The 26,579-nt window shown below is 39.4% G+C and carries 30 protein-coding genes; all 30 read left to right on the top strand.

Features of this window, described 5'->3' with window-relative positions:
* The first annotated feature begins 44 nt into the window (after nt 1-44).
* The 30 genes from sucD (at nt 45) to flhB (ending at nt 26,572) form a co-directional block, all read left to right on the top strand.
* The gene (gene sucD / locus MKY45_RS15215; protein ID WP_042535052.1) at nt 45-947 is read left to right on the top strand and encodes a succinate--CoA ligase subunit alpha; all 903 of its coding nucleotides are present in this window, start codon (nt 45-47) and stop codon (nt 945-947) included.
* 121 nt (nt 948-1,068) lie between these two features.
* Entirely contained in the window at nt 1,069-1,968 is a 900-nt protein-coding gene (gene dprA, locus MKY45_RS15210) for a DNA-processing protein DprA (RefSeq protein ID WP_341173074.1), read from the top strand.
* A gap of 84 nt (nt 1,969-2,052) precedes the next feature.
* Nucleotides 2,053-4,131, top strand: coding sequence for a type I DNA topoisomerase (topA, locus tag MKY45_RS15205; protein ID WP_193064960.1), 2,079 nt, complete (start codon nt 2,053-2,055; stop codon nt 4,129-4,131).
* 449 nt (nt 4,132-4,580) lie between these two features.
* Nucleotides 4,581-5,474, top strand: a complete 894-nt coding sequence (gene xerC / locus MKY45_RS15200) for a tyrosine recombinase XerC (protein WP_341173485.1) — start codon at nt 4,581-4,583, stop codon at nt 5,472-5,474.
* Nucleotides 5,475-5,487: 13 nt separating this feature from the next.
* On the top strand, nt 5,488-6,033 hold the full coding sequence (hslV, locus tag MKY45_RS15195) for an ATP-dependent protease subunit HslV (protein ID WP_042535046.1): 546 nt from the start codon (nt 5,488-5,490) through the stop codon (nt 6,031-6,033).
* Between the two features lie 61 nt (nt 6,034-6,094).
* Nucleotides 6,095-7,492, top strand: a complete 1,398-nt coding sequence (gene hslU, locus MKY45_RS15190; RefSeq protein WP_341173073.1) for an HslU--HslV peptidase ATPase subunit — start codon at nt 6,095-6,097, stop codon at nt 7,490-7,492.
* 29 nt (nt 7,493-7,521) lie between these two features.
* Nucleotides 7,522-8,301, top strand: coding sequence for a GTP-sensing pleiotropic transcriptional regulator CodY (gene codY / locus MKY45_RS15185; RefSeq protein WP_042535043.1), 780 nt, complete (start codon nt 7,522-7,524; stop codon nt 8,299-8,301).
* A gap of 558 nt (nt 8,302-8,859) precedes the next feature.
* Nucleotides 8,860-9,252 (top strand): flagellar basal body rod protein FlgB, encoded by a 393-nt coding sequence (gene flgB / locus MKY45_RS15180; protein ID WP_042535041.1) that lies wholly within the window; start codon nt 8,860-8,862, stop codon nt 9,250-9,252.
* A 2-nt stretch (nt 9,253-9,254) separates the two neighbouring features.
* Nucleotides 9,255-9,707 (top strand): flagellar basal body rod protein FlgC, encoded by a 453-nt coding sequence (gene flgC, locus MKY45_RS15175; protein WP_042535039.1) that lies wholly within the window; start codon nt 9,255-9,257, stop codon nt 9,705-9,707.
* Between the two features lie 23 nt (nt 9,708-9,730).
* Complete coding sequence (fliE, locus tag MKY45_RS15170) at nt 9,731-10,033, top strand: flagellar hook-basal body complex protein FliE (protein WP_042535038.1); 303 nt, start codon at nt 9,731-9,733, stop codon at nt 10,031-10,033.
* A 227-nt stretch (nt 10,034-10,260) separates the two neighbouring features.
* The gene (gene fliF, locus MKY45_RS15165; protein WP_256704846.1) at nt 10,261-11,880 is read left to right on the top strand and encodes a flagellar basal-body MS-ring/collar protein FliF; all 1,620 of its coding nucleotides are present in this window, start codon (nt 10,261-10,263) and stop codon (nt 11,878-11,880) included.
* 12 nt (nt 11,881-11,892) lie between these two features.
* Complete coding sequence (fliG, locus tag MKY45_RS15160; RefSeq protein ID WP_042535034.1) at nt 11,893-12,903, top strand: flagellar motor switch protein FliG; 1,011 nt, start codon at nt 11,893-11,895, stop codon at nt 12,901-12,903.
* Nucleotides 12,896-13,633, top strand: a complete 738-nt coding sequence (fliH, locus tag MKY45_RS15155; RefSeq protein ID WP_042535032.1) for a flagellar assembly protein FliH — start codon at nt 12,896-12,898, stop codon at nt 13,631-13,633. Before fliG ends, fliH begins: the two co-directional genes overlap by 8 nt.
* A complete protein-coding gene (gene fliI, locus MKY45_RS15150) occupies nt 13,630-14,940 on the top strand; it encodes a flagellar protein export ATPase FliI (protein ID WP_341173072.1) in 1,311 nt (436 codons plus the stop codon). The genes fliH and fliI overlap by 4 nt, the downstream gene beginning before the upstream one ends.
* Nucleotides 14,941-14,954: 14 nt before the next feature.
* Nucleotides 14,955-15,401, top strand: coding sequence for a flagellar export protein FliJ (gene fliJ, locus MKY45_RS15145; RefSeq protein WP_042535030.1), 447 nt, complete (start codon nt 14,955-14,957; stop codon nt 15,399-15,401).
* Between the two features lie 5 nt (nt 15,402-15,406).
* Nucleotides 15,407-16,054, top strand: coding sequence for a magnesium transporter MgtE N-terminal domain-containing protein (locus MKY45_RS15140; protein WP_042535028.1), 648 nt, complete (start codon nt 15,407-15,409; stop codon nt 16,052-16,054).
* A gap of 40 nt (nt 16,055-16,094) precedes the next feature.
* Nucleotides 16,095-17,909, top strand: a complete 1,815-nt coding sequence (locus MKY45_RS15135) for a flagellar hook-length control protein FliK (protein ID WP_341173484.1) — start codon at nt 16,095-16,097, stop codon at nt 17,907-17,909.
* Nucleotides 17,910-17,954: 45 nt separating this feature from the next.
* Nucleotides 17,955-18,467 carry a flagellar hook assembly protein FlgD gene (flgD, locus tag MKY45_RS15130; protein ID WP_319022576.1) on the top strand — a complete coding sequence of 171 codons (513 nt, stop codon included), beginning with the start codon at nt 17,955-17,957 and terminating at the stop codon, nt 18,465-18,467.
* The gene (locus tag MKY45_RS15125) at nt 18,467-18,832 is read left to right on the top strand and encodes a TIGR02530 family flagellar biosynthesis protein (RefSeq protein ID WP_042535026.1); all 366 of its coding nucleotides are present in this window, start codon (nt 18,467-18,469) and stop codon (nt 18,830-18,832) included. Before flgD ends, MKY45_RS15125 begins: the two co-directional genes overlap by 1 nt.
* An 81-nt stretch (nt 18,833-18,913) precedes the next feature.
* Nucleotides 18,914-19,711, top strand: a complete 798-nt coding sequence (flgG, locus tag MKY45_RS15120; RefSeq protein ID WP_042535024.1) for a flagellar basal body rod protein FlgG — start codon at nt 18,914-18,916, stop codon at nt 19,709-19,711.
* A gap of 54 nt (nt 19,712-19,765) precedes the next feature.
* Nucleotides 19,766-19,984 (top strand): flagellar FlbD family protein, encoded by a 219-nt coding sequence (locus MKY45_RS15115; RefSeq protein WP_040980122.1) that lies wholly within the window; start codon nt 19,766-19,768, stop codon nt 19,982-19,984.
* A complete protein-coding gene (gene fliL, locus MKY45_RS15110; RefSeq protein WP_193064966.1) occupies nt 19,977-20,396 on the top strand; it encodes a flagellar basal body-associated protein FliL in 420 nt (139 codons plus the stop codon). The genes MKY45_RS15115 and fliL overlap by 8 nt, the downstream gene beginning before the upstream one ends.
* Nucleotides 20,397-20,427: 31 nt before the next feature.
* On the top strand, nt 20,428-21,420 hold the full coding sequence (fliM, locus tag MKY45_RS15105) for a flagellar motor switch protein FliM (protein WP_042535021.1): 993 nt from the start codon (nt 20,428-20,430) through the stop codon (nt 21,418-21,420).
* Entirely contained in the window at nt 21,410-22,627 is a 1,218-nt protein-coding gene (fliY, locus tag MKY45_RS15100) for a flagellar motor switch phosphatase FliY (RefSeq protein ID WP_341173071.1), read from the top strand. The genes fliM and fliY overlap by 11 nt, the downstream gene beginning before the upstream one ends.
* 37 nt (nt 22,628-22,664) lie before the next feature.
* On the top strand, nt 22,665-23,027 hold the full coding sequence (locus MKY45_RS15095) for a response regulator (protein ID WP_042535016.1): 363 nt from the start codon (nt 22,665-22,667) through the stop codon (nt 23,025-23,027).
* 33 nt (nt 23,028-23,060) lie between these two features.
* Complete coding sequence (fliO, locus tag MKY45_RS15090; protein WP_052485095.1) at nt 23,061-23,732, top strand: flagellar biosynthetic protein FliO; 672 nt, start codon at nt 23,061-23,063, stop codon at nt 23,730-23,732.
* Nucleotides 23,725-24,390, top strand: coding sequence for a flagellar type III secretion system pore protein FliP (gene fliP, locus MKY45_RS15085; protein ID WP_341173070.1), 666 nt, complete (start codon nt 23,725-23,727; stop codon nt 24,388-24,390). Before fliO ends, fliP begins: the two co-directional genes overlap by 8 nt.
* A gap of 46 nt (nt 24,391-24,436) precedes the next feature.
* The gene (fliQ, locus tag MKY45_RS15080; RefSeq protein WP_042535012.1) at nt 24,437-24,706 is read left to right on the top strand and encodes a flagellar biosynthesis protein FliQ; all 270 of its coding nucleotides are present in this window, start codon (nt 24,437-24,439) and stop codon (nt 24,704-24,706) included.
* A 5-nt stretch (nt 24,707-24,711) separates the two neighbouring features.
* Entirely contained in the window at nt 24,712-25,491 is a 780-nt protein-coding gene (gene fliR, locus MKY45_RS15075; protein WP_212928510.1) for a flagellar biosynthetic protein FliR, read from the top strand.
* 1 nt (nt 25,492) lies between these two features.
* Complete coding sequence (gene flhB / locus MKY45_RS15070; RefSeq protein ID WP_289584567.1) at nt 25,493-26,572, top strand: flagellar biosynthesis protein FlhB; 1,080 nt, start codon at nt 25,493-25,495, stop codon at nt 26,570-26,572.
* Nucleotides 26,573-26,579: the final 7 nt, after the last annotated feature.

Raw genomic sequence — 26,579 nt, 5'->3', positions numbered from 1 at the left:
ACTTACAAATAGAGGACGTAAAAATAGGAAAGGGCGGACTTATAATGAGTGTTTATATTAATAAAGATACAAAAGTAATAGTCCAAGGAATTACAGGTGGAACTGCACGTTTCCATACAAAACAAATGCTGGAATATGGTACAAAAATTGTTGGCGGGGTAACACCGAAAAAAGCAGGTACAGAAGTAGAAGGAGTTCCTGTTTTTAACACAGTTGATGATGCTGTAAAAGCTACTGGAGCAACCGCATCTGTTATCTATGTACCGGCACCTTTTGCTGCAGATGCTATCATTGAAGCAACAGATGCAGAGCTTGATTTAGTTATCTGTATTACAGAACATATTCCGGTAATGGATATGGTGAAAGTGAAACGCTATATGGAAGGCAAGAAAACACGCCTTGTTGGGCCAAACTGCCCTGGTGTGATTACAGCAGATGAAACAAAAATTGGGATTATGCCAGGATATATCCATAAAAAAGGGCATATCGGCGTGGTATCCCGCTCTGGTACATTGACGTATGAAGCTGTTCATCAATTGTCCGAAGCTGGTTATGGACAGACAACTGCTGTCGGTATTGGCGGCGACCCGGTTAACGGGACAAACTTTATTGATGTACTAGAAGAATTTAACAAAGACTCTGAAACAGAGGCTGTTATTATGATCGGTGAAATCGGCGGTACCGCGGAAGAAGAAGCTGCTGAGTGGGTGAAAGCGAATATGACAAAGCCCGTAGTCGGATTTATCGGCGGAGCAACAGCACCTCCAGGAAAACGTATGGGACATGCCGGTGCTATTATCTCCGGAGGAAAAGGAACAGCTGATGAAAAAATCCGTGTAATGGAATCCTGCGGAATTAAAGTAGCTGCAACTCCTTCTGTTATGGGAGAAACAATGATTGAAGCATTGAAAGAAAATGGTTTAGAGGAAAAATGTAAAACGCATTAAGCATGTTGAAGTACTTTAAGGTACCTGGGCAGAGGATTCTACTTCCTTCTATAATATAGAAGGAAGTAGAATTTTGTCCGGGTTTTTCAGCCTCAATTAAGTAGGAAGGGAAGGATATGGATTGAATTATCTTTTTGATCGGCTGGATTTTATTCATCTCAGCCGGTGCCGTTATGCTACACGTACTTTTATACGCAAGTGGGTACGAACAGATCCTGAACTAAAAAAGATTTATCAGCTGTCCCCGTACGAATTGTCACAAATTATTCGAATTCCTCATCAAAAAGCACAAATCCTCTTGAAAGACCTTCATAATCCGCAATTAAAAAAGAAGATATTGGAAGAATCTAGAGATTTTCATATCATCACAATAGTTGACGAATATTATCCCTCTATGTTAAATACAATTAAAGATGCACCCCTCGTTTTATATGGTTCAGGAAATCTGGATCTTTTAGCAAAGCAGCCGATGCTCAGCGTTATCGGTACAAGAAATCCGTCAAATGAGGCCTTTGGAAAGCTATTTATGGCGATTGCGCCTCTTATTGATGCGAAATGGGTGATTGTCAGTGGAATGGCAAGAGGTGTTGACAGTATGGCACATCGGCTGACACTGAAACGGCAGGGAAATACGATTGCTGTTTTAGGCGGCGGCTTTCGATCCATTTACCCAAGAGAGCATTTGCCGCTTTATCAAAAGATTGTAAAGCAAGGACTGGCTTTATCTGAATACCCGCCAGACGCACCGCCTCAAAAATATCATTTCCCGGAAAGAAATCGAATTATAAGTGGCTTGACAATGGGAACCTTAGTGATAGAAGCAATGAAGAAGAGCGGTACGATGATTACGGTGAATCAAGCCCTTGACCAAGGAAGAGATGTGTTCGCTGTACCGGGCAATCCGCTTTTGGAACAATGTGCCGGGTGTAATCGAATTATTCAGGATGGTGCAAAATTAATTCAATCTGCTGAAGATATTTACACAGAATGGAATTATAGTTTTCGATTATTCAATAAATAGTGTTTGACAAAAACGTATTCTATCTATAGTATTAGGAAAGATTTCTATTCGTAAATTGTCAACCTCATTATGGGAGGAACGTACATGTCAGATTATCTCGTTATCGTTGAGTCGCCAGCGAAAGCAAAGACGATTGAACGGTATTTAGGAAAAAAATATACAGTAAAAGCTTCCATGGGGCATCTTCGCGATTTGCCAAAAAGTCAAATGGGAGTAGACGTTGAGGAAAATTATAAATTAAAGTATATTACTATTCGCGGAAAAGGGGATATACTTAAAGATTTAAGAAAATCAGCAAAAAAAGCCAAAAAAATCTATCTCGCAGCCGATCCGGATCGCGAGGGAGAAGCAATTGCATGGCATTTAGCTCATGTTTTAAATGTGGATGAAAATTCAAAATGCCGGGTTGTTTTTAACGAAATTACTAAGGATGCCATTAAAGAATCCTTTAAGAATCCCCGGGCGATAGATTTAGACTTGGTTGATGCGCAACAGGCCCGCCGCGTTCTCGATCGTTTAGTAGGCTATAATATCAGTCCTATACTATGGAAGAAAGTGAAAAAAGGATTGAGTGCCGGACGAGTACAGTCTGTTGCTTTAAAAATGATTATTGATAGAGAAAAAGAAATTGAGAATTTCCAGCCGGAAGAATACTGGTCTATCGACGGATTATTTGCAAAAGGAAACGAAACATTTGAAGGCGCCTTTTATGGTGTCGATGGTAAAAAAACAAAGCTTAAAACAAAAGATGATGTGGAAGAGGTTAAAAAGAAGCTGGACGGAAAAGAGTTCACCATTCAAAGTGTGAAAAAAAGAGAAAGAAAACGAAATCCAGCACATCCATTTACTACTTCATCCCTTCAACAGGAAGCAGCAAGAAAACTTAACTTCCGTGCAAAGAAAACGATGATGATTGCCCAGCAATTATATGAAGGTATTGATTTAGGGCGTTCTTCAGGCGGGATTACTGGATTAATTACGTATATGCGTACAGATTCCACACGAATCTCAGATGGGGCGAAGGAAGAAGTAAAAGGCTACATCAAAGAGAACTATGGCGAAACGTATCTTGGCAAGCAAAGCCCTGTTAAAAATAAAAGCGGCGCGCAAGATGCCCATGAAGCCATTCGCCCGACTTCCACTTTACGGGACCCTAAGGCATTAAAAAATATTTTATCAAGAGATCAGCTGCGTTTGTACAAACTGATCTGGGAACGCTTTGTTGCCAGTCAAATGGCGCCTGCTGTAATGGATACGATGACTGTCCACCTGTTAAACAATGGGGTGGAGTTTCGTGCAACCGGTTCAAAGATAAAATTCAAAGGGTTTATGAAAGTTTATGTGGAAGGCAACGATGACAATAAAAAACAGGAAGATAAAATATTGCCGGAGCTGGAAGAGGGAATGAAAGTTGAATCGAAAGAAGTGAAGCCGAATCAACATTTCACCCAGCCGCCTCCACGGTATACTGATGCAAGACTGGTTAAAACAATGGAAGAAATGGGCATTGGCCGGCCGTCTACTTATGCACCAACGCTGGATACGATTCAGCGCAGAGGCTACGTATCCATGGATAATAAGCGGTTTGTGCCAACGGAGCTTGGAACCATCGTCTGCGAGCTTGTAGAAGAGTTTTTCCCTGAAGTCATTGATGCAGAATTCACTGCCAAAATGGAAACAGACTTAGACTCTGTTGAGGAAGGGAAAACAGCCTGGATACAAATTATTGACGATTTCTACCAGGACTTCAGCAAACGGCTTGAAAAAGCAGATGCTGAGATGGAAAAGGTAGAAATACGTGATGAGCCTGCCGGAATTACCTGTGAAGAATGCGGACACGAAATGGTATATAAAATGGGCCGCTATGGGAAGTTTCTAGCTTGCTCCAATTTCCCTGAATGCAGAAATACAAAACCGATTTTAAAGAAAATTGGTGTCACTTGTCCGAAATGTCAAGAGGGGGATGTTGTAGAAAGGAAATCAAAGAAAAAAAGAACTTTCTATGGCTGTGACCAATTTCCGGAATGTGATTTTGTATCATGGGATAAACCGATTGCCAGAACGTGTCCAAAATGTGACTCCATGCTGGTTGAAAAGAAAAGTAAAAAAGAAACGCAAGTTCAATGCTCTAATTGTGAATATAAGGAAGTTGCGCAGAAGTAGCTGATATCATCAGCTGCTTCTGTTCTGCTGTGTGTGAAGAAATGTAAAATAAATAATAAAAAGAGATGCATCGTGTTAGTTAGAAACGTTGAATTAGACGTATAATAATCGTTAAAGTTGACTAAAATTATAATTGTTATTAAAATCTATTTGGTAAGGCATTTCCCTTTACAGAAGCTGTTCAACTATTTAGCAGGAAGACCCCAAGCTATTGGAGCAGTTATTTATCGTTTTGTGGATACACTTATAGAATGGAAATAAACAGGATCTTCAGATACTCCTAACCACCCTTTCGTTGTTTTTTCACTTCATCGAATATTCATAACTCTAAGCACCTTTCTGAATTTTATTACAATTTAGTTAAATTCATTGCAATCTCAGAAGGAGTGTGCTATGCTTTATCCGTTATACGATGATGAGGTGACTTCTTTGTGAATTTAAAAACATACATGGACCAGTTTATAGAGTATTTACAAATTGAAAAAAATGCCTCACCGTATACCATTCAATTTTATCGGACTGATTTAGAAACATTCGAAGCTTTTATGCAAAGAGAAGAAGTATATGATTTAAAAGATGTAACCTACCGGGAAGTCCGGATATTTCTTACAGAGTTATATAACAATGCGTTAAGCAAAAGGTCTGTCTCCAGAAAAATATCTTCACTGAGAAGCTTTTACCGTTTTTTGGAACGGGAGAAGCTGATTGTGGGGAATCCGTTTACGAAGCTTTCACTCCCTAAGTCAGAAAAACCTGTCCCAGGCTTTTTGTATGAAGAGGAGTTGGAGAAGCTTTTTTGTGTGAGTGATTTGACGACAAATTTAGGGCAGCGCAATCAAGCGCTGCTGGAGGTTCTGTATGGAACCGGAATCCGCGTCAGCGAGTGTCAGCAATTGCGCTTGCAGGATATTGATTTTTCGATTGGAACTATTTTTGTAAAAGGGAAAGGGCGGAAAGAACGTTATGTCCCCTTTGGCAGTTTCGCGGAAGCGGCTTTAGAAAAGTATCTGTTCCACGGAAGGAAAAAATTACTGAATAAATCAAATAACAAAACAGAGAATGTATTTCTAAATGCAAGAGGAAATCCGATAACCACAAGAGGCATTCGTACTGTGTTAAATAAAATAGTAGAAAAAGCTTCTATAAATATTCAAGTGCATCCTCATAAGCTCAGGCATACTTTTGCAACGCATATGTTGAATGAGGGAGCTGATTTAAGGTCTGTGCAGGAACTATTAGGACATGAAAGTTTATCCTCTACCCAAATATATACGCACGTTTCAAAAGAGCATTTGAAGAAGGCTTATATGAAAAGCCATCCGCGCGCAAATGATAAAAAATAAGTGAGGTGGATATATGGACTCCCAAATGCATGCTACAACCATATTTGCGGTGCAGCATAATGGAAAATGTGCCATGAGCGGTGACGGCCAGGTGACACTTGGCAATGCCGTCATTATGAAGCAAACCGCAAAAAAAGTGAGAACTTTGTATAATGGAGAAGTTCTGGCTGGGTTTGCCGGATCTGTGGCAGATGCCTTCACATTATTTGAGAAATTTGAAGGTAAGCTACAAGCATTTAATGGCAATTTGACAAGAGCTGCTGTCGAATTAGCAAAAGAATGGCGTTCTGATAAAGTTCTTAGAAAGCTCGAAGCTATGCTGATAGTCATGAATAAAGAAAATATGTACCTTGTATCCGGCACAGGAGAAGTTATTGAGCCGGACGATGGGATACTTGCTATTGGTTCTGGAGGCAACTATGCGTTAAGCGCCGGCAGAGCATTGCTTCAAAAAGCACCGCAGTTATCTGCTGCTGAGATTGCGCAAACTGCGTTAGAAATTGCAGGAGATATTTGTGTGTTTACGAATGATCAGATTACGTTAGAAGTACTGGAATAATCGTTTCTTTCTTTTTGAATGAACGCTTTTAATGAAGTCTTGACAAAGGAGGATGCTTTTGATGACGGTGGATTTAACGCCAAAGCAAATAGTGAATCAATTAGACAGATATATTATAGGGCAAAAGCAAGCGAAAAAATCGGTGGCAGTAGCTCTGAGAAATCGCTATAGGCGAATGAAGCTTGATGAAGAATTTCAAGATGAGGTCGTGCCCAAAAATATTTTAATGATTGGTCCGACTGGTGTAGGTAAAACAGAAATTGCCAGACGGCTTGCAAAGCTGGTCGGTGCACCGTTTGTTAAAGTAGAAGCTACAAAATTCACAGAAGTTGGTTATGTCGGCAGAGACGTGGAATCAATGGTTCGTGATTTAGTGGAAAAAGCTGTACGAATGGTGAAAGAAGAAAAGATGGAAGATGTCATGGAGCGGGCGGAGCAGGAAGCAAATCAAAAACTTGTTAAACTGCTTGTACCACAGACAAAAACTAAAAACTCCGTGAAAAACCCTTTTGAAATGTTGTTTCAAGGCTCTGATTCAGATGAAGATCAAGAAGATGATGCTTCGAATGAAGAATCAGAGATAAGGACCAAAAGAAAACGAACAGCTCATCAGCTGGCATTAGGTGAGTTAGAAGACCATTATGTTTCTATTGAAGTAGAAGAAATTCCGCCTTCAATGTTTGACATGCTGCAAGGTTCGGGAATGGAACAAATGGGGATGAACATGCAGGATGCTTTTGGTCAGTTCATGCCCAAAAAGAAGAAGAAAAGGAAACTAACCGTTTCTGAGGCAAGAAAAGTGTTGACCCAGCAAGAGGCGCAAAAGCTTGTCGATATGGATGAGGTCACTCAAGAAGCGATTAACCGCTCTGAACGAACAGGTATCATTTTCATTGACGAAATTGATAAAGTAACAGGCAAACAAGAAGGCTCTGCAAATGTTTCCAGAGAAGGTGTACAAAGGGATATTCTGCCGATTGTGGAAGGATCAACGATTGTCACCAAGCATGGAACCTTGAAGACGGATCATATCCTATTTATCGCTGCAGGAGCTTTTCATATGTCGAAACCTTCTGATTTGATTCCTGAGCTGCAAGGCAGGTTTCCAATTCGCGTAGAGTTGGAGAAGCTTACAATCAATGAATTTAAGCAAATTTTAACAGAGCCTTCCAATGCCTTATTAAAACAATATAAGCAAATGCTAGAAACAGAAGGTATAAAACTTAAATTTACGGACGAAGCTATAGAGAGACTTGCGCAAATTGCTTATGATGTGAACCAGGAGACCGACAACATTGGGGCTCGCAGATTACACACAATCTTGGAAAAATTATTAGAGGACCTATCCTATGAAGCTCCTGATATTTCAATGACAGAAGTTGAAATTACAAAAGGGTATGTTAATGATAAGCTTTCGACAATTGCTCAAAACAAGGATCTCAGTCAATTTATATTATAATTTAAAATACCAAAATGGAGGAATATCAAATGGATTTATTAACGAGAGCAAGAAAAATTAATGCAATGTTACAAACAGCAACAGGAAAGTCAGTGAATTTCAATGAAATGTCAGCATCATTGCGTGATGTGATTCGCGGGAATGTATATATTGTCAGCAGACGCGGAAAATTATTAGGTGTCGCAGTGAACCAAGAGGTTGAAAATGACCGTATGAAATCTATGCTTGAAGAAAAACAATTTCCTGTAGAATATACAGAAGGATTACAAGAAATCCGTGAAACAACTGCAAACTTGGATATTGAAAACAAACACACAGTATTCCCTGTAGAAAATAAAGAGTTATTCAAAGACGGCTATACGACTATTGTTCCAATTATCGGCGGAGGAGAACGCTTAGGAACGTTAATCATCGGCCGTGTGAACGAAACATTTAATGATGATGATTTATTATTGGCTGAATACGGTGCAACGGTAGTAGGCATGGAGATTCTTCATGAAAAAACGGAAGAAATTGAAATGGAAGCTCGAAGCAAAGCTGTTGTACAAATGGCAATCAGCTCTCTGTCTTACAGTGAACTGGAAGCAATCGATCATATTTTTGAAGAGTTAAATGGAAAAGAAGGCTTATTAGTAGCAAGTAAAATTGCTGACCGTGTAGGAATTACCCGTTCTGTTATTGTTAACGCACTTCGCAAGCTGGAAAGTGCAGGAGTTATCGAATCTCGTTCTCTAGGTATGAAAGGAACGTATATTAAAGTATTAAATGATAAATTCTTAGTAGAATTAGAAAAAATCCGTACACGCTAAAAAGTAAATAAACTTAAAAATGCTGTGAGGGAAATATTTCTTCACAGTTTTTTTTATGTGCAAATAAGGAAGGATATTGCGTTTTATAACATATTTTCTGTCGATGACTAACTAAAGTCCCGATTTTTTATGTTCAGTAATAATAACAACGGAAAGTCTGCGGTTCTAGCAGGCTAATTTTATTTTGGCGACTTTTTGAACAAGAACGATTAGTAAATTATATTTAATAAATATTTTTAATGAGTATATTGAATTCCTTTATTTTAAAAGGTAGAATGGAAATAAGGTCTAATGACCTGTTTTTCTATGTATATTTGGTTATGGAGAATGTATTATAGAATTTGCAGCTGATACAAAGCTTGCGAGGGCATTTGTGGAAAACAACAAATAAAAATCATTTATAGGGTCTTTTAGTCTAGTAAAAATGAATGATTTTTTAATTTGTCAATAATAATGTAGAAATTGCATAGACTTTGTCTATCACTTAATTTAAAATTAATTCGTATAAACAATGTAATTTATGGGTGTTTATGAAAAAAAAGAGGTGTAAAGAATAAAATGGATTTATTTAGCGGCACGATTGGTAACTTAGAAAATTCGATACAGTACGCTTCTGCAAAAAATAATGTTATTTCTAATAATATTTCAAATGCTGATACACCAAATTATAAAGCTGATAAAGTAAGTTTTAAATCCGCTTTAGAAAATGAGATGTCTGGACTTCAAGCTAGAACAACCAATGAACGTCATTTGAACTTTGGTGAAGAAGAGAACCGTCCGTACCGTATTGTGAAGGACGCGTCAACTACATATAATCACAATGGGAATAATGTCGATATTGATAGAGAAATGTCAGAACTGGCTAAAAATCAAATTTATTACAATAGCCTTATCGATCGTATGAATGGAAAATTCAGCAGCTTACAATCTGTCATTCGAGGAGGTAATTAAAATTGTCTATCTTTCAATCAATGGATGCCAGCGCAAGCGGTTTGACCTCACAGAGATTACGTATGGATCTGGTGTCCTCTAACTTGGCAAATGCACAGACAACCAGAGCAACCCAAAATGCTGATGGAGAGTTTGAACCGTATCGCCGGAAAATGGCAACATTTGGCACAGGGCAGCCTTCCTTTAAGCAGATGTTAAAGCATGCAGAAGGAAATAATGCCTCTGGCGGCGGTGTGCGTGCAACTGGAATAGTAGAGGATCAGACACCGTTTGAACTTGTATATAATCCGGAGCACCCCGATGCAAATGAAGACGGCTATGTAGAAATGCCCAATGTAGACCCGTTAAAAGAAATGGTTGATTTAATGAGTGCTTCCCGCTCCTATGAAGCAAATGTAACTGCTTTTAATGCGAGTAAGGGAATGCTTATGAAAACATTAGAAATTGGACAATAAAAAGGTAAAGGTGGTAGAACAAAATGAATACGATTGGAACTTATCTCCCTCCAGTAAACCCGGTTGAAGAAGGGCAATCTTCGCGGTTAACTCCAAGTCAAGCACAAAGTAATTTCTCTTCCATGTTAAAAAATGCTATAGAGGATTTAAATCATATTCAATTAGAATCTGATAATAAAACGAATGGATTAGCAAATGGCAGTGTGGAGAATCTGCATGATGTGATGATAACTGCTCAAAAAGCAAGCGTCACACTGGAAACAGGTGTCCAAGTACAGAGTAAAGTAATCGATGCCTACAATGAGATTATGCGGATGCAGGTATAATGATAATAATTAAGCTGAAAATGTTTGTTCAAAAAAGTACAAACAAAGAATCAGCTTACGGCTTGGATAGGGTGATGCATTATATCCGAAAAATATTCCAATGCAGGAATTACATGATGCAGCTGCTCTTAACATAGAAAGTTTTTATGATAAGTTATTTTAATTGGACTTTTTGAACAATCTTAAGTGTACAGAGAATAGTTTTGAATTTAGTGAGGGTAGTGTATATGAAAGAGAAATTACAAAAATGGAGAGAATCCACTTTTACTTTTTGGAAATCCAGATCGAAGGGGCAAAAAGGGACGATGATCGGCGGAGCAGTATTAATCGTTTTGTTAATTGCTGCGGTAACTTTTTTTAGTTCCAATTCAAACTATGTTCCTTTGTATAATAATTTGTCCATGCAGGAAGCCGGCCAAATTACAACGGAGTTAGATACCAGAACAGTGCCATATGAGCTTGAAAATGGCGGAACTACCATTCTGGTGCCTGAGGAGCAGGTTGATTCGTTATTATTAGAATTTGCTTCTATGGGGCTTCCAAACAGCGGGAGTATAGATTATTCTTTTTTTAGTGAAAATGCCTCATGGGGTATTACGGAGAATGAATTCAGTGTCATGAAACTAGATGCGATGCAAACAGAGCTCGGGAATTTAATTTCAGGAATTGAAGGTATACAAGATGCAAATGTCATGATAAACATGCCTGAACAGCCTGTGTTTGCCGATGAAGCAACAGGAGAAGCCAGTGTTGCTATTATGTTACATACACAGCCGGGATATCAATTTGAGGGAAATCAAGTAGACGGTCTATATCATCTGGTGTCAAAGGCAATCCCTAATTTAGATGCAGAAGATATTATTATTATGAATCAGTACTTTGAATATTATGACCAGGAAACGCAATTAGCCGGCGGTCAGGATACATACTCAAATCAGCAAACCATTAAAAAAGATGTAGAACGTGATATTCAGCGCAGGCTGCAGCAAATGCTCGGAACAATGGTAGGAAATGAAAATATTGTTGTTTCCGTTACGGCAGATATTGATTTTTCACAAGAAAACCGTACAGAAGAATTAGTGGAGCCTGTTGATCTTGAAGCAATGGAAGGAATACCGGTCAGTCTGGAGACGATTCAAGAATCTTACACTGGTCAAGGAGCCCCGGATGGCGTTGCAGGAGCCGGGGAAGAAGATGTTGCGAACTTTCCTGCTGAAGAAGGGGACAATGACGGGGACTATGAATTAGATAGAGAAACAATCAATTATGAATTTAACCGTATCCGCCGTGAGATAGTGGAAAGCCCTTATCAAATCAGAGACCTTGGCATACAGGTGGCAGTTAACAGCACAAGACAAGGAGAAGATGGAGAAATAGAATTTTTAAACCAGCAGGAACAGACAGATGTGGAAGAAGGTGTGGAATCCATTTTGAATTCCATCATAGAAACATCGGTTGACGGAGATTTACAGGATATGGAGGAAGAAGCTGAACCGAATACCTCGATTGTGTTTCAGGAATTCAGCACTTCAGTCGGGGAGCAGGAAGAACCGTCAGGAGCAGGAATCCCTATATGGCTTTATATTGTTGGCGGAATTTTACTAATTGTCATCATTATTTTACTCTTTATGCTCAGAAGGAACCGTACAGAGGAAGAATGGCTGGAAGAGGAAATTGAGGAAGAGCAGCCGTTAGCTTCTGTAGCAGATAATGAAGAACCAATTATTCCTGAACTTCCTAGAGAAGATACAGAAGAAGTTATCAGGAGAAAACAATTGGAGAAAATTGCAAACGAAAAACCAGAAGAATTTGCGAAATTATTACGCAGCTGGATGAATGAGGATTAGGAGGTTTTATTTATGGCAAGAAAAAATACACTGACAGGCAGACAAAAAGCAGCCATTCTTTTAATCTCATTAGGTCCGGATGTATCAGCACAAGTGTATAAGTATCTATCAGAGGAAGAAATTGAAAAGCTGAGCTTAGATATTTCCTCTGTTAAAAAGGTAGATTCTAATTTAAAAGAAGATATATTAAATCAGTTCCATCAAATTGCTGTGGCACAAGACTATATCTCTCAGGGAGGGATTGGATATGCTAAAACGGTGTTGGAAAAAGCATTCGGGAAGCAGGAGGCATCCAGTATTATTAATCGCCTGACTTCTTCCTTGCAGGTGAGACCGTTTGATTTTGCGAGAAAAGCAGACCCGCAGCAGGTTTTGAATTATATTCAGGGAGAGCATCCGCAAACTATTGCACTGATCCTCTCTTATCTGGATGCGGAACAGAGCGGTCAAATCCTTTCTGCACTGCCCAAAAATGTACAGGCGGAGGTGGCCAGCAGAATTGCTACGATGGACTCCACCTCTCCAGAGATTATCAGTCAAATAGAGCAGGTGCTGGAGAAAAATATATCTTCATCCATGACAGAAGATTATACACAGACGGGCGGTATCCAAACGGTGGTAGAAGTACTGAATGGAGTCGATCGTTCTACAGAAAGAACGATATTAGAAGCTCTGGAGTCACAGGACCCGGATTTGGCGGAAGAGATCAAGAAAAGAATGTTTGTATTTGAAGATATTGTTACATTGGATAACCGGGCGATTCAGCGTGTTATCAGAGAAGTTGACAATGATGACCTGCGATTATCTCTCAAAGTAGCAAGCAATGAAGTGAAGGACATTGTGTTCCAAAATATGTCTGAACGGATGGTGACCACCTTTAAAGAGGAAATGGAATTTATGGGGCCGGTGCGTCTAAAAGATGTGGAAGAGGCACAAACAAGAATTGTCAATGTGATACGCGGGCTGGAAGAAAAAGGAGAAATTGTTGTGGCACGAGGCGGAGGAGACGATATTATTGTCTGATGTAAAAAAACAAATATCGATTAAACCAATTGAGTCTATTGTTACACGAGCCAATGCTCCTCAAGATGACGCAAAAGAAGTACACCAGCAATTAACGGAGGCGATTTCCTGCCAAAAACAGGAATTAGCTTCCATTGAAGAAAAGCAGAAAAAGCGGGTAGAAGAAGCGGATAACCAGATAGAGGAAGCACGGAAAAAATGGGAAACAGAAAAGCAAGAGCTAATAGAGCTTGCCCGGAAACAAGGATTCCACAAGGGTTATGAGGATGGAAAACAAGAAGCTTATACACAGTTTGAATACAAACTGCAGGAGGCAAATCATATCGTTGATATAGCGAAAGAGGACTATCATCAAACATTGGAAAAGCAATCAGAAAGTATTGTAGAAATAGCCATGGCGACAGCGAATAAAGTTTTACATAATGAGCTGAAGGAGCAGCCGGATTATATTAGAACATTAATAAAGGATGCACTTGATGAAGTGAAATCTCAGCCAATTATTAGCATTGTTATCCACCCGGATTATTATGAGGAGGTTCATTCCTATCAGGAAGAACTGCAGCGCATAATCGGGGATGAAACGAAACTTTCTATCCACGCTGATATGAACATTCAGCCGACAGACTGTATTATCCAATACCCGCACGGTCAGATAGAAACAAGTGTGAATACACAGCTTGAAAAAATCCGGGAAGCATTAATGGATTATGTCATGGAGGATGCCGAATGAATAAAGAGGCCTTGATTTCAGTCATAGAGAAGACCATTCCATATAAACGGTATGGGAAAGTGATTCGTGTTGTAGGTTTGATGATTGAATCGGAAGGACCTGCAGCAAACATCGGCGAGGTTTGTTACATTCATACGAGCTCTGATAAGGGAGAGCCTATTTTAGCAGAAGTGGTAGGGTTTCAAAATGAAAAAATCATTTTAATGCCTTATCTGGAAGTAAACGAAGTGGGTTCAGGCTGTTTAGTAGAAGCCACTGGAAATCCATTAAACGTAAAAGTTGGCCGGAGCTTGATAGGACATGTGCTGGATCCGTTGGGAAAACCACTTTTAGACGGCGAAGCACTGCCTAAAGGCTTAACAGGATATCAGACGGAGAGAAAGCCGCCGAATCCTCTTTCCAGGCCGACAATCAGGCAGCCGCTACAGGTTGGCGTCCGGGCAATTGATGGTTTTTTATCAATGGGAATAGGACAGCGTGTCGGTTTGTTTGCCGGGAGCGGAGTAGGAAAAAGTACATTGCTGGGAATGATTGCAAGGAATAGCAATGCGGATGTGAACATTATTGCTCTTATCGGTGAACGAGGAAGAGAGGTCCGGGAATTTATTGAGCATGATTTAGGAGAAGAAGGACTGAAAAAATCCATTATTGTTGCAGCAACCTCTGATCAGCCTGCACTTATGCGGATTCGCGGGGCATATACAGCAACGGCAATCAGTGAATACTTCAGAGAACAGGGATTTAATGTGAATTTAATGATGGATTCTGTCACCCGTGTTGCAATGGCACAAAGGGAAATTGGTTTGGCTGTTGGAGAGCCGCCAACGACAAAGGGGTATACTCCGAGTGTGTTCTCAATCTTACCCAAGCTTTTAGAGCGGGCTGGGACAGATGAAAATGGTTCGATTACGGGTTTTTATACCGTGCTCGTTGACGGCGATGATATGAACGAGCCAATTGCTGATGCAGTAAGAGGAATATTGGATGGCCATATTGTTCTGGATCGGAAAATCGCAGAAAGAGGCCAGTATCCTGCAATCAATGTGATGAAGTCAATCAGTAGGGTCATGAATGTGATTACAACAGATGAGCATCAGCAAATTGCTACAAAATTAAGGACGCTTCTCGCTGTCTACGAAGAAAATAACGAATTAATCTCTATTGGCGCATATAAAAAAGGAACAAACCCTGAAGTGGACTTAGCTGTGGCATCATATCCAAATATTGTTTCTTTTTTAAAACAAGGGGTCTATGAACAAGTTAGTTTTGAAGAAACCGTACAGATGATGAAAAACCTGGTTCAATAAAGGAGTTGTTTTAAATGGCTAAGATATCCAGTTTAGCTAAAATACGGGATTTGCATGATAATGAGAAGCAAGTAGCTCAGCGGGCTTATGCGGAATCCCAAGAAACATTTGAGAAAATTGCCAGAGAATTATACAGCTTATTGAAGAAAAAAGAAATGGCAGAAAGTACCTTTGAAAATGCGATTCAAGCATCTACATCTATTGAAAAAATAAAAGAACAGTCTGCTTATATAGAAAAATTGACCAATCAAATTCAAACGGTGCAGCTGCTAGTACAGAGAGCAAGAAATGACATGAATTCTAAGCAAACGAAATTATCGGAAGCTTATATTGAGTATAAAAAATACGATAAGATGATTGATTTAAAAAAAGAGGAAGCTAAAGCCGTATTAAAAAAGCAGGAAGCTGCGTTTATGGATGAAATGTCCATGCAACAATATCTGAGACAAAATCAAAGGTGAAAATAATGAAAAATAAAAATAAAAAACAAAGTGAAACGGAACCGGAAGTTAAGAAGTCTCCAGGTATCTTTATGAAGCTGTTTTTAATAGCTATGCCACTTTTTATCCTGGCTGTTATTGTCGTCTTTGTTTTACATATTGCCGGATTTAATACATTAGATTGGCTGAAGGAACGAGGTCAATCCATTCCGGTTGTCGGAGAAATGTTCACAGACGAATCAAATGAAGAAATAAGTGAATTGAATGATTTACAGGCATTGCAAAATCAATTGGAAAGCAGAAATGAAATCATCAATAATAAAGATGAACAAATCCAAGAGCTTGAAGAAACAATTGCTGATTTAGAAAGCGAGATTAGCAGTTTGGAAGAAGAACAGGAAGAAAACGAAAATAACGAGGATACAGAACAAAGCGATGAGCAGCAAGGCGGGGAGCAGGCGCAAGCTGAGGCTGGTGCCGTTTCAGAAAAAAGTTCGATGACAAGAACATTGGAAGGTATGAAGAGTAAGGAAGCAGCTGCTATTCTAGAAAACCTGGAAGCTGATTTAGCCGTAACTATTTTAGAAGAAATGTCTACTGGGGACCGCGGTGATATATTACAGCAAATGAATGTGGAAGCGGCGACGACCTATACGCAAATGTTAATGGAGTAACAATATAAGAAACTTGAAAGGAGGTGAAAAAGTGAATGCGATGAGGCTGAATATAGCTGATCTTATGTTTTCCAATCAGGCGAGTATCAAGTCAAGAACACAGCAAGGCTCCCGTTTTGGTGATTTATTATTACAGCAATCAGGGTCACTACCTGCCAGGGGGGATATAAAAACCCCGCTTCAGCAAAATCAGAAGCAGCAGTTAGCAGATGTGTTTGAACAGGTAGGAGAATCACTTCCTGATGAAGTACTTGCTATTTTGAAAGATAATGATGTTTTGCAGGAAGAAATCGTTGCTTTGTTAATGGAAAATGCAGTAACTCAGCAAGAGAGTTCTTTAGAAAAAAATGGTGATCAGCAAAGATTACAGATAGAGAATCTGCTTAGCCAATATCTATCTTCAGCGCTTGCGGAGCACCCAGAAATATCCTCAATGGCAGATTTACAGCCTGCGATAGACATTTATAACGAAATAACCAAGCAGCTGCAAGGAATAGAACAAACTGCAGATATACATGATACATCCAGCTTATTAGCGCAATTGCTGCAGGATTGGGAGCAGTTTTTTAAAGAAAATCCTGATATAGATAAACAGGAAGTGCTGGACGGTATTTACCAGCAAATGCAACATGCTGATTCCTCCATTTTTGAACAGACTGTACATCAAATGGCGTATCAAATGCTTGAAGCTGGCTTGCGGGAAGAAGAAATAAATGATGCTGACGACTTTGAAAATGTGGAAGTAATCAAGGCTTTGCAAGATTTTAATGAATTTATGCTGAGAGCCGATGGGGCAACAGCGGAGCAAATAGAAAAAAAGATAGATGATTTATTGATTGAAGCCGGTTTAATGACTGAAGAGCAGATGAAAGGCAGTTGGGTTGAGGCTGAACAAGCAGAGCAGCAAGCCAGAATACAACAATTCATCCAAGGTATAAGCCAGCAGCTCCAAATAGCAGATTCCTCCGTTTCTAGTCAGATAGTAAATCAAATTGCACATCAATTGCTGGCCGCCAACTTGCCAGAAGAACAAATGCTAAACAACCGTAAAGCAAATTCTGCGGTGGTCGAACAGACCGATAAAACCGGACTAGATGCAGAAGGATTACAGCGTGTGGAGGCTAGAATTGCAGGGTGGCTGCAATCCATTTTTAAAGAAGTATCTCCTGGAGTTATCAAGCAGAATAACGATGTCCAATTAGTCAGGCAGACAGCTAATGAAACAGGTTACCACCAGCCAGTAAAAGCGGAAGCTGAAGTTGTTCCTCGGATCGAGCCGAAAATGGCAGCCTGGCTGCAAACGTCATTCCAAGATGCATCGCCGGCTGTTTTTAAGCAGGATAGTCTTCCTATCTCCAAGATAGAACAATTTATTGTTCAGATGGGGCAGACAGATTCATCAAAAGGCCTATCAGGTAAAGAGCTGATCGAGAAAATTGAAACAATTGTACAAAGTCAGCGCCTGCAAAATTTTGTGCGGGGACAAAATCCCATCTCCATCCAATTGAGACCGGAGAACCTAGGTGATATGACGATACGTTTTATACAGACAAATGGAGAGTTGACAGTACAGATGCTTGTTTCTTCTAAAGCGGTGAAGGAAGTATTGGAATCGAATCTGCACCAGCTGAGAAATGTGTTTTCACCGCATCAGGTATCGGTTGAGAGGCAGGATAATGTGAATGCTTCGCAGACAGATGCATCGAAAAATGCGAAAGAAAATCAAAGTGAGCAGCATTCAGAGCACCAGGAAACAGCTTCTGACTCCAATGAACAGGATTCGTCTTCTGAAACAGAATCCTTTGAATCATTTATGGAGAAACTGCTATCGCAAAATATAGAGGAGCAAGTTTAATAATAACCACAGCTGCACAAAAACGTAGCCGGAATTTGAAAGGCGGTGACAACGATCACTTCTATAGATCCATCTTTATACTTAAGTAATCAGCCAAAAACAAGAGAGCCTTCTTCTGAACTGGGAAAAGACGAATTCTTAAAATTATTGATTGCCCAAATGCAAAACCAGAATCCGATGAATACGATGGATGAATCAGAATTTATAGCGCAAATGGCATCATTTTCTTCCCTGGAGCAAATGACGAATATGTCTAATTCGATGGAACTCTTAGTAAATAATCAGCTCGTATCTCCGGCTATTCAATATAGCCATATGATTGGAGAAACGGTAAATTATAGAACCTTTGATAAAGAGACCGGAAGAGAAACAGGTGTGGAATCAGGCAAAATTATTTCTGTATCTCAACAGGATGGATGGGCTGTTTTTCATTTAGAAAATGGCCAAAAAATCTATGCTGATACCGTTATTGAAGTAGGAGCATCCGGAGAAGAAACTGATAATGAATCAGAAAATGAGGTGACAGACCCTTCGGAAAATGAGGAGGGAGAAGAATAATGGTTCGCCCCATCCAACCAATCGTACCACCTATATCACAGGAACAGCATATACAAAAAGCGGCACCGAAAAAAGGAGCAATTTCCTTTAGAGATATTCTTCAAAACCAGCAAGAGCTGACAATCAGTAAGCATGCCGCAGAACGGATGCAAGAGCGGAATATCCAGCTTAGCAATCAAGAATGGCAGTCTATTCAAGAGAAAGTAAAAGAAGCAAAACAAAAAGGTGTAAAAGATGCATTGGTCGTAATTGATGGCAATGCAATGGTAGTCAGTGTCAAAAATAATACAGTGATTACAGCGCTAAACCAATCAGAAGCAGATAAAAAAGTATTTACCAATATTGATGGAACAATTTTATTGTAAAAAAGGCCGGACCCTTTATGGGAAGCCTATTGCCGCGGAATGACAGAAGCGGTCAAATGAAAATAAAAAGGGGAAATAATCATGTTACGTTCAATGTACGCAGGTATTTCAGGAATGAAAAATTCACAAACAAAATTAGATGTTATCGGTAATAATATTGCAAACGTGAATACATCAGGCTATAAGAAATCGAATATTAATTTTCAGGATATGCTGAGTCAGACAACCTCAGCAGCACAAGGACCGGGAAATGGACGTGGCGGGATTAATGCATCTCAAGTTGGTCTTGGTTCACAGGAAGGTGCCATTTCAAATACTCATACTCCAGGTTCCAGACAAACAACGAATAATCCATTAGATTTTGCGATCCAAGGAGATGGGATGTTTGTCGTACAGGAGGGTGATACAAATTACTATACCCGCGCAGGCAACTTTTACTTAGACGCTGGCGGGAATATCGTTAATGCAAACGGATATTATTTACAGGCTGAAGGAGGAGGAAATCTTACCATTCCGGAAAATGCCGAGAGTTTCAGTGTGCAGCCGGATGGAACGGTCACCTATACGGATGCTAATGAGAATACAGAAGAAGTAGGACGAATCGCATTAGCGAAGTTTTCCAACCCAGCTGGATTGGAAAAAGTTGGTGGCAGCTTGTACGCCGCTACAAATAATGCTGGACTAGTTGGTACAGGTCTAGAAGGTCCGGGAGCAAATGGAACTGGTGAAATAATCAGCGGTGCATTGGAAATGTCCAACGTTGACTTATCCGAAGAGTTCACAGAAATGATTACAGCACAGCGTTCATTCCAGGCAAACACGAGAATAATTACAACGTCTGATGAAATTTTACAAGAGCTTGTTAATCTAAAACGATAAGCAAAGGGGGAAGGGGACTGACCTGAATGGACATCAGGTTAGTCCCGATAACGTATGATTCGATTAACCCGATTAAATAATGAACCTTTTGTTCTGAATGCTATCATGATTGAGCAGGTACAGGCATATGCCGATACAAGCATTTCTCTATTAAACGGAAAAAAGGTGTTTGTCAAAGAAAGCGAAGAAGAAATTATTGAAAAGGTAACAGCCTTTTATCACCAGATTGGGTTTCCCGCACTCCCGTTAAAGGCAGGTGAAAAGAATGAGTAAAATAGTAAAAATAGCTATGACATCTATTATTACATTACTTGTTGGCGTTGTAGCAACGCTTATTATCGTTATCTATGTTAATGAGCCGGAAGAAACTTCTGGAGAGCAATCGATTGATGAGATGGTAAGCCATTCTTATGAAACGCCAGAGGTGACTACAGATATTAAGGACGACCGATATGTCCAGGTTCAATTTCAAGTTATTACAGATGATAATAAAGCAGTGGAAGAATTAGAAAAACGGGGCTTTCAAATTACGAATTTATTAATTAAAGAATTGGCCGTTATGGAAGTGGATGATTTTCAAACAGGTCTGGACGAGCTCGAGGATACATTGAAAACAGATTTAAATGAAATGATGACAGAAGGAACGGTTACCGAAGTATATACCATTAAGAAAATACTTCAATAGATTCTATCATGTCAGGAGGTGACCAAAGTTTATGGATGAGGTATTATCGCAAAATGAAATTGATGCCTTGCTTTCAGCGATAACATCAGGAGAAATGGATGCGGAAGAATTGAAAAAAGAAGAAGATGAAAAACGCATTCGTGTTTATGATTTTAAGAGAGCGTTACGTTTTTCAAAAGACCAGATACGCAGCATTTCAAGACTGCATGAGAATTATGCAAGGTTGCTGACAACTTTTTTTGCTACACAGCTCAGGACATACGTGAATATTAATGTTACCTCTGTCGATCAAGTGCCTTATGAGGAATTTATACGCTCTGTACCGAAGCCGACCGTACTTAATATTTATAGTTTGGAGCCATTAGATGGCAATTTAATCATGGAAATCAATCCCAATGTAGCATTTGCATTATTGGAACGATTACTTGGAGGAAAAGGTTCTACTGGTTCGAAAACAAGCAGTTTGACAGAAATTGAAAAGATTTTGCTCACACAATTATTTGAGAAAGCAGAAGTCAGCTTAAAGGAAGCTTGGTCATCTGTTGCAGATATCGAACCCATTTTAGAAGAATTCGAGGAGAATCCCCAATTTATGCAAATCGTTGCACCCACAGAAACGGTGGTAGTTGTTTCGTTAACCGCTATGATTGGAGAGGTATCCGGGATGATTAATATATGTATTCCGCATATTATCTTGGAGCCGATTATACCAAAGCTTTCTGCAAGCTATTGGATGCAGACGAATAAAAACAAAGATGAAAAAAGTCTGCAAAGAATGTCGAAGTATCTTCAAAATACCGATGTAGAAGTAAAAACTGTTCTGGGGGAAGCATCCATCAATATTGATGAATTTTTGAAGTTCTCTGTCGGCGATGTGATTGCGTTGGATCAAGCAATTGATGCACCATTAAAAATGGCTGTAAATGATGAATTTAAGTTTCTTGTACAGCCGGGAAAGTATCGGCATAAAATGTCTGTCCAAGTATTAGAGGAACTGAATGGGGTGATGGAAAATGATGAATGACGGCAAGCTGTCACAAGAAGAAATAGATGCCCTGCTTAAGGTGCCTGCAGATGAACAGGAGGATGACCAGCAGGAGCAGACGGCAGACGAAGCATTTTTAACAAGTATCGAAAAGGATGCCTTGGGGGAAATCGGTAATATTTCCTTTGGAAGCTCTGCTACTACACTGTCTACACTGTTAAACCAGAAGGTAGAAATTACTACACCGGCTGTCACGGTGATTGGCAAGGATCAATTAGAAGAAGAAGTTACATTTAAACCTGTGAGTGTTCAAGTTAATTACATAGAAGGCTTTACTGGCAATAATGTGTTTTTCATTAAATCAGAGGATGCGGCAGTAATCGCAGATATCATGCTTGGCGGAGACGGGACAAACCCGGATAAAGAACTGAACGAAATGCACCTAAGTGCCGTTCAAGAAGCCATGAATCAGATGATGGGAGCAGCTGCTACCAGCATGTCTACTGTATTTAATAAGAAAATAGATATTTCACCGCCTGAGATTATTCATGGACTGGAAAATCAAAAAAAAGAAGGTTTATTTAAAGACGAAGTGTACGTTAAAGTATTTTTCAAGTTAATGGTTGGAGATTTAATAGATTCCAATATGGTACAGCTGGTTCCGTTGGATTTTGCTAAAGAATTAGTACACCAATTAATGAATCCGGCTCCTGAAGCTAAAGAAGAGCCTTCTGTCAAAGAGGAACCAGAAACAGCAGTAAGTCAGACTGCAGCAAGTGTAAATACGCATTCAGCAGTTGCTGCTGCGCCGGTAACTGAAGAGAAACAGGCTGAACAAGAACAACCTGTCAGGCCTGCTGGAAATACAGGAACTACGAATCAAAAAAATGATGAGATTTTAGGAAGACCAAGCTCCCAGGAAGCGGATGTCCAGGAAGCAGCATTTTCTGAATTCGAGCAGGCTTCGCTCAATTATCAAGGGCAGCGGAATTTAGATATGTTAATGGATATTCCATTAAGAGTCACTGTGGAATTGGGCAGGACAAAGCAGTCTATCAAGGAAATATTAGAACTGGGAGCCGGCTCTATTATTGAATTAGATAAACTGGCGGGAGAACCTGTAGATATTCTGGTAAATGAAAAATTAGTTGCTGAAGGAGAAGTCGTAGTTATTGACGAAAACTTTGGGGTTCGTGTAACAGATATCGTCAGTCAGCATGATAGAATCCAGCATTTAAGAAAATAGATATGCATAATTAGGTATATTGAAGGAGAGAGAAAAAATGGGCCAAAAGATTTTAATAGTAGATGATGCAGCTTTTATGAGAATGATGATCAAGGATATTTTAACAAAGAATGATTTTGAAGTGGTTGGAGAAGCACAGGACGGCAACGAAGCTGTTGAAAAATATAAGGAACTTCAGCCTGATTTAGTAACAATGGATATTACGATGCCGGAAAAAGATGGATTAGCAGCATTAAAAGAAATTCTTCAGGTTAATTCAAATGCAAAAGTCATTATGTGTTCAGCTATGGGACAGCAGGCAATGGTTATTGATGCTATCCAGGCCGGAGCAAAAGACTTTATTGTTAAACCATTCCAAGCAGATCGTGTCATTGAAGCAATTCAAAAAGCACTCGGCTAAATAGACTTCAATTTAAAAAGTGAGTTGACGAGATTGAAGAAGCAATTATGGCGTATATATGCGTTGGGGGCAGGGATTCTATTATTTCTGCTGCTCCCAATCAGCGTAGGCGCAGAAGCAAATGTGTTAGACTGCCTCGAAAATGAAGAGGAGTGTAATGAAGAAGAAGTAAATTTAAATAATGAACAGCCGGATGTAAACGATGAAGATACAATCATAGACAATAACAATGAATTTTTAGTGGAGGACGAAGCTTCTAATTCATCCATGGGCTGGCAGATTGTGCGTCTGGTTATTGGTCTGGCACTCGTATTAGGTTTAGTTTATGTCGTATTAAAGTTTTTAGGAAAGAGAAACGGGTTTAATCAGCAGCCGGGTCTCTTAAGAAATGTAGGCGGAGTATCTGTCGGAGCAAATAAATCTGTTCAAATTATCCGTGCAGGAAACAAATATTATCTTATTGGCGTTGGAGATAATGTGGAGCTTTTAGAGGAAATCGATGATCCAGAAACAATAGAACAGTTACTTGATCAGTCAGCAGAGAAGGGTTCAGATCCATTATCATTCTTTTCAAGAGAAAAAAATGACAATGGGAAGAAAGCGTCTGGCAAGTCTTTTGATCAATTACTTACCAGAGAGCTGAAATCGATTCGTAAAAATCGCCAGAATCTAATTAATAAGCATAAGGACGATTCAAATGAATGATTTTATAGATATCTTTTCTAGCTCTGACCCGACGAATATAGCCACCTCTGTGAGGCTCCTGTTATTATTAACGATTTTTTCCTTAGCTCCGGGAATTTTAATTTTAATGACGAGCTTTACACGGATTATTATTGTTTTATCCTTTGTACGTACATCATTAGCTACGCAGCAGATGCCCCCAAATCAGGTACTCATCGGTATTGCTTTGTTTATGACGTTCTTTATCATGGCTCCTACCTTTTCGGAAGTCTATGAACAAGGATTATATCCGCTTTTTGAAGAGGAGATAACGTTGGATGAAGCATATGAAAATGCAAGTGTTCCGTTAAAAGAATTTATGGCGCAGCATACAAGGCAGAAGGATTTGCAATTATTCTTGAGTTATACAGAGGCAGAACCGCCGGAAACGGTACAGGATATTCCGTTAACCACTTTAGTCCCTGCATTTGCAATCAGTGAATTAAAGACGGCATTTCAGATGGGCTTTATGATTTTTATTCCATTTTTAATTATTGATATGGCTGTCGCAAGTATCTTAATGTCCATGGGGATGATGATGCTGCCGCCGGTAATGATTTCATTGCCATTTAAAATATTATTATTTGTGTTGGTTGATGGGTGGTATTTGATTACGCAGTCACTGCTCGGTGGTTTCTAGTAGAACCGTATTGAAAGTGGTATTGGAAGTGGAAGGAGTATAATTAATGAGTAGTGAATTAGTATTAACCCTGGCTGAACGGGGAATCTTTACAATTTTATTAATAACGGTTCCTGTATTGCTGCTGGCTTTGGCCGTAGGTTTACTTGTAAGTATTTTTCAGGCAACAACACAAATTCAAGAACAGACACTTGCATTTATTCCAAAAATTTTGGCGGTACTACTTGGTCTCGTATTTTTTGGACCTTGGATGTTAACAACCATTGTTGAATTTACTTCCAGTCTATATATGAATATTAACCAATACATAGGGTAGATCTGATGATTGAAATGATAAATTGGAACCTTGTTCCTGCGTTCATGTTAATATTTGTCCGGATTATGGCTTTCTTTGTCATTATGCCTCTATTCTCTTATCGGTCTGTTCCTGTTCAATTTAAAATAGGAATCAGTTTTTTTCTGACACTCATTTTAATTCCTACGGTAGATATCAGTAATGTTGCGCTGAATGATTTATATTTATTCCTGCTATTTAAGGAAGCTCTCATTGGAATTTGTATCGGATTGATTGCTTTTATTCTTGTTTCAGCTATTCAGGTTGCCGGGGGATTTGTTGATTTTCAAATGGGATTTGCGATTGCCAATGTGATAGATCCGCAAACTGGGGCGCAAAGTCCGTTGACAGGCCAGTATTTCTATATTATTGCTCTGCTATTTCTATTATCCGTAGATGGCCATCATATGATTTTGAATGGGATGATGAACAGTTTCACATATATCCCTTTAGATCAATTTATTCCATTTGGAGAGGAAAGCATTGTTGAACTTGTGCTGACAACGTTTAACACAATGTTTCTGATTGCTTTCCAAATCGCAGTACCCATTGTAGGCTGTTTGTTTTTAGTGGATGTTGCCTTAGGGATTGTGGCTCGGACAGTACCGCAGATGAATGTGTTTGTCGTTGGGCTGCCATTAAAAATCCTTGTCAGCTTTGTAGCAATTCTTGTATTTCTAGCACTTTACATCGGCTTGCTGCAATCTGTTTTTGAAGCAATGTTCCGTGTAATGGAGCAGTTAATGGCTTTATTTGGAGGTGTTTAATGTGAAATTGACATTAGACTTACAATTTTTTGCAGGGGAAAAAACAGAAAAAGCAACTCCAAAGAAAAGGCAGGACGAACGTAAAAAAGGACGTGTTGCCAAAAGTCAGGATATCAATACAGCTGTCCTGCTGCTCGGCTGCTTTATCGGATTGTTTGTTTTTGGCGGTTATATTTTGGAATATATGACGAGCTTTTACAGAAAATCATTTACAGAATACATTCATTGGGATGTGACGAATCACTCGGTTCAAATGATGTTTAATGATTCGTTCCTTCAAGCGGTTTTAATGGTTGCCCCAATTATGGTGATAGCCGTTATTTCCGGTGTAGCTGCAAATCTGCTTCAGGTCAAATTTCTGTTTTCAACAGAGCCGTTAAAGTTCGATTTGAAAAAAATTGACCCGATTAAGGGAGCTAAGAGGATTTTTTCTATTCGGGCATTAGTGGAATTTTTGAAATCATTATTGAAGATCGCCTTGGTTGGGACGGTCACATTTACCGTCATTTGGATGAATAAAGATCAGATGCTGATGACTGCATTTTTAGATGCTGAAGGAGCGTTGGGCTTTTTTGCACGGGTTACTACCATCATGGCATTCTCGGCTATTGCTTTATTGATTTTTTTAGGAGTGCTAGATTATTTATACCAAAAATACGATTTTGAAAAAAACATTCGGATGTCCAAGCAAGACATTAAAGACGAGTATAAAAATGTCGAAGGGGATCCGTTAATTAAATCAAAAATGAAAGAAAAACAAAGACAGATAGCAACCCGAAGAATGATGAGCGAGGTTCCGGGAGCGGATGTCATTATTACCAACCCGACCCACTATGCCATTGCCATTAAATATGATGAAGCAAAGGCAGAAGCACCATTTGTTATTGCGAAAGGGACGGACAGCATTGCACAGCGCATCAAGGAAATTGCGAATGAACATCATGTACAAATGGTAGAGAATCGTTCATTGGCAAGAGCGCTGTATGCTGCAACTGAAATCGGCGAAGTTATTCCGGAAGAATACTTTCAGCCTGTAGCAGAGGTTCTTGCATATGTATATCAAATGGAGAAAAAAGCGTAAGAAGTTA

It is taken from the genome of Oceanobacillus sp. FSL K6-0251, from assembly GCF_038004725.1.
Lineage (GTDB): Bacteria > Bacillota > Bacilli > Bacillales > Amphibacillaceae > Oceanobacillus > Oceanobacillus oncorhynchi.
The sequence above is the reverse complement of the archived record's forward strand: the minus strand, read 5'-3'. Positions and strand labels throughout refer to the sequence as shown.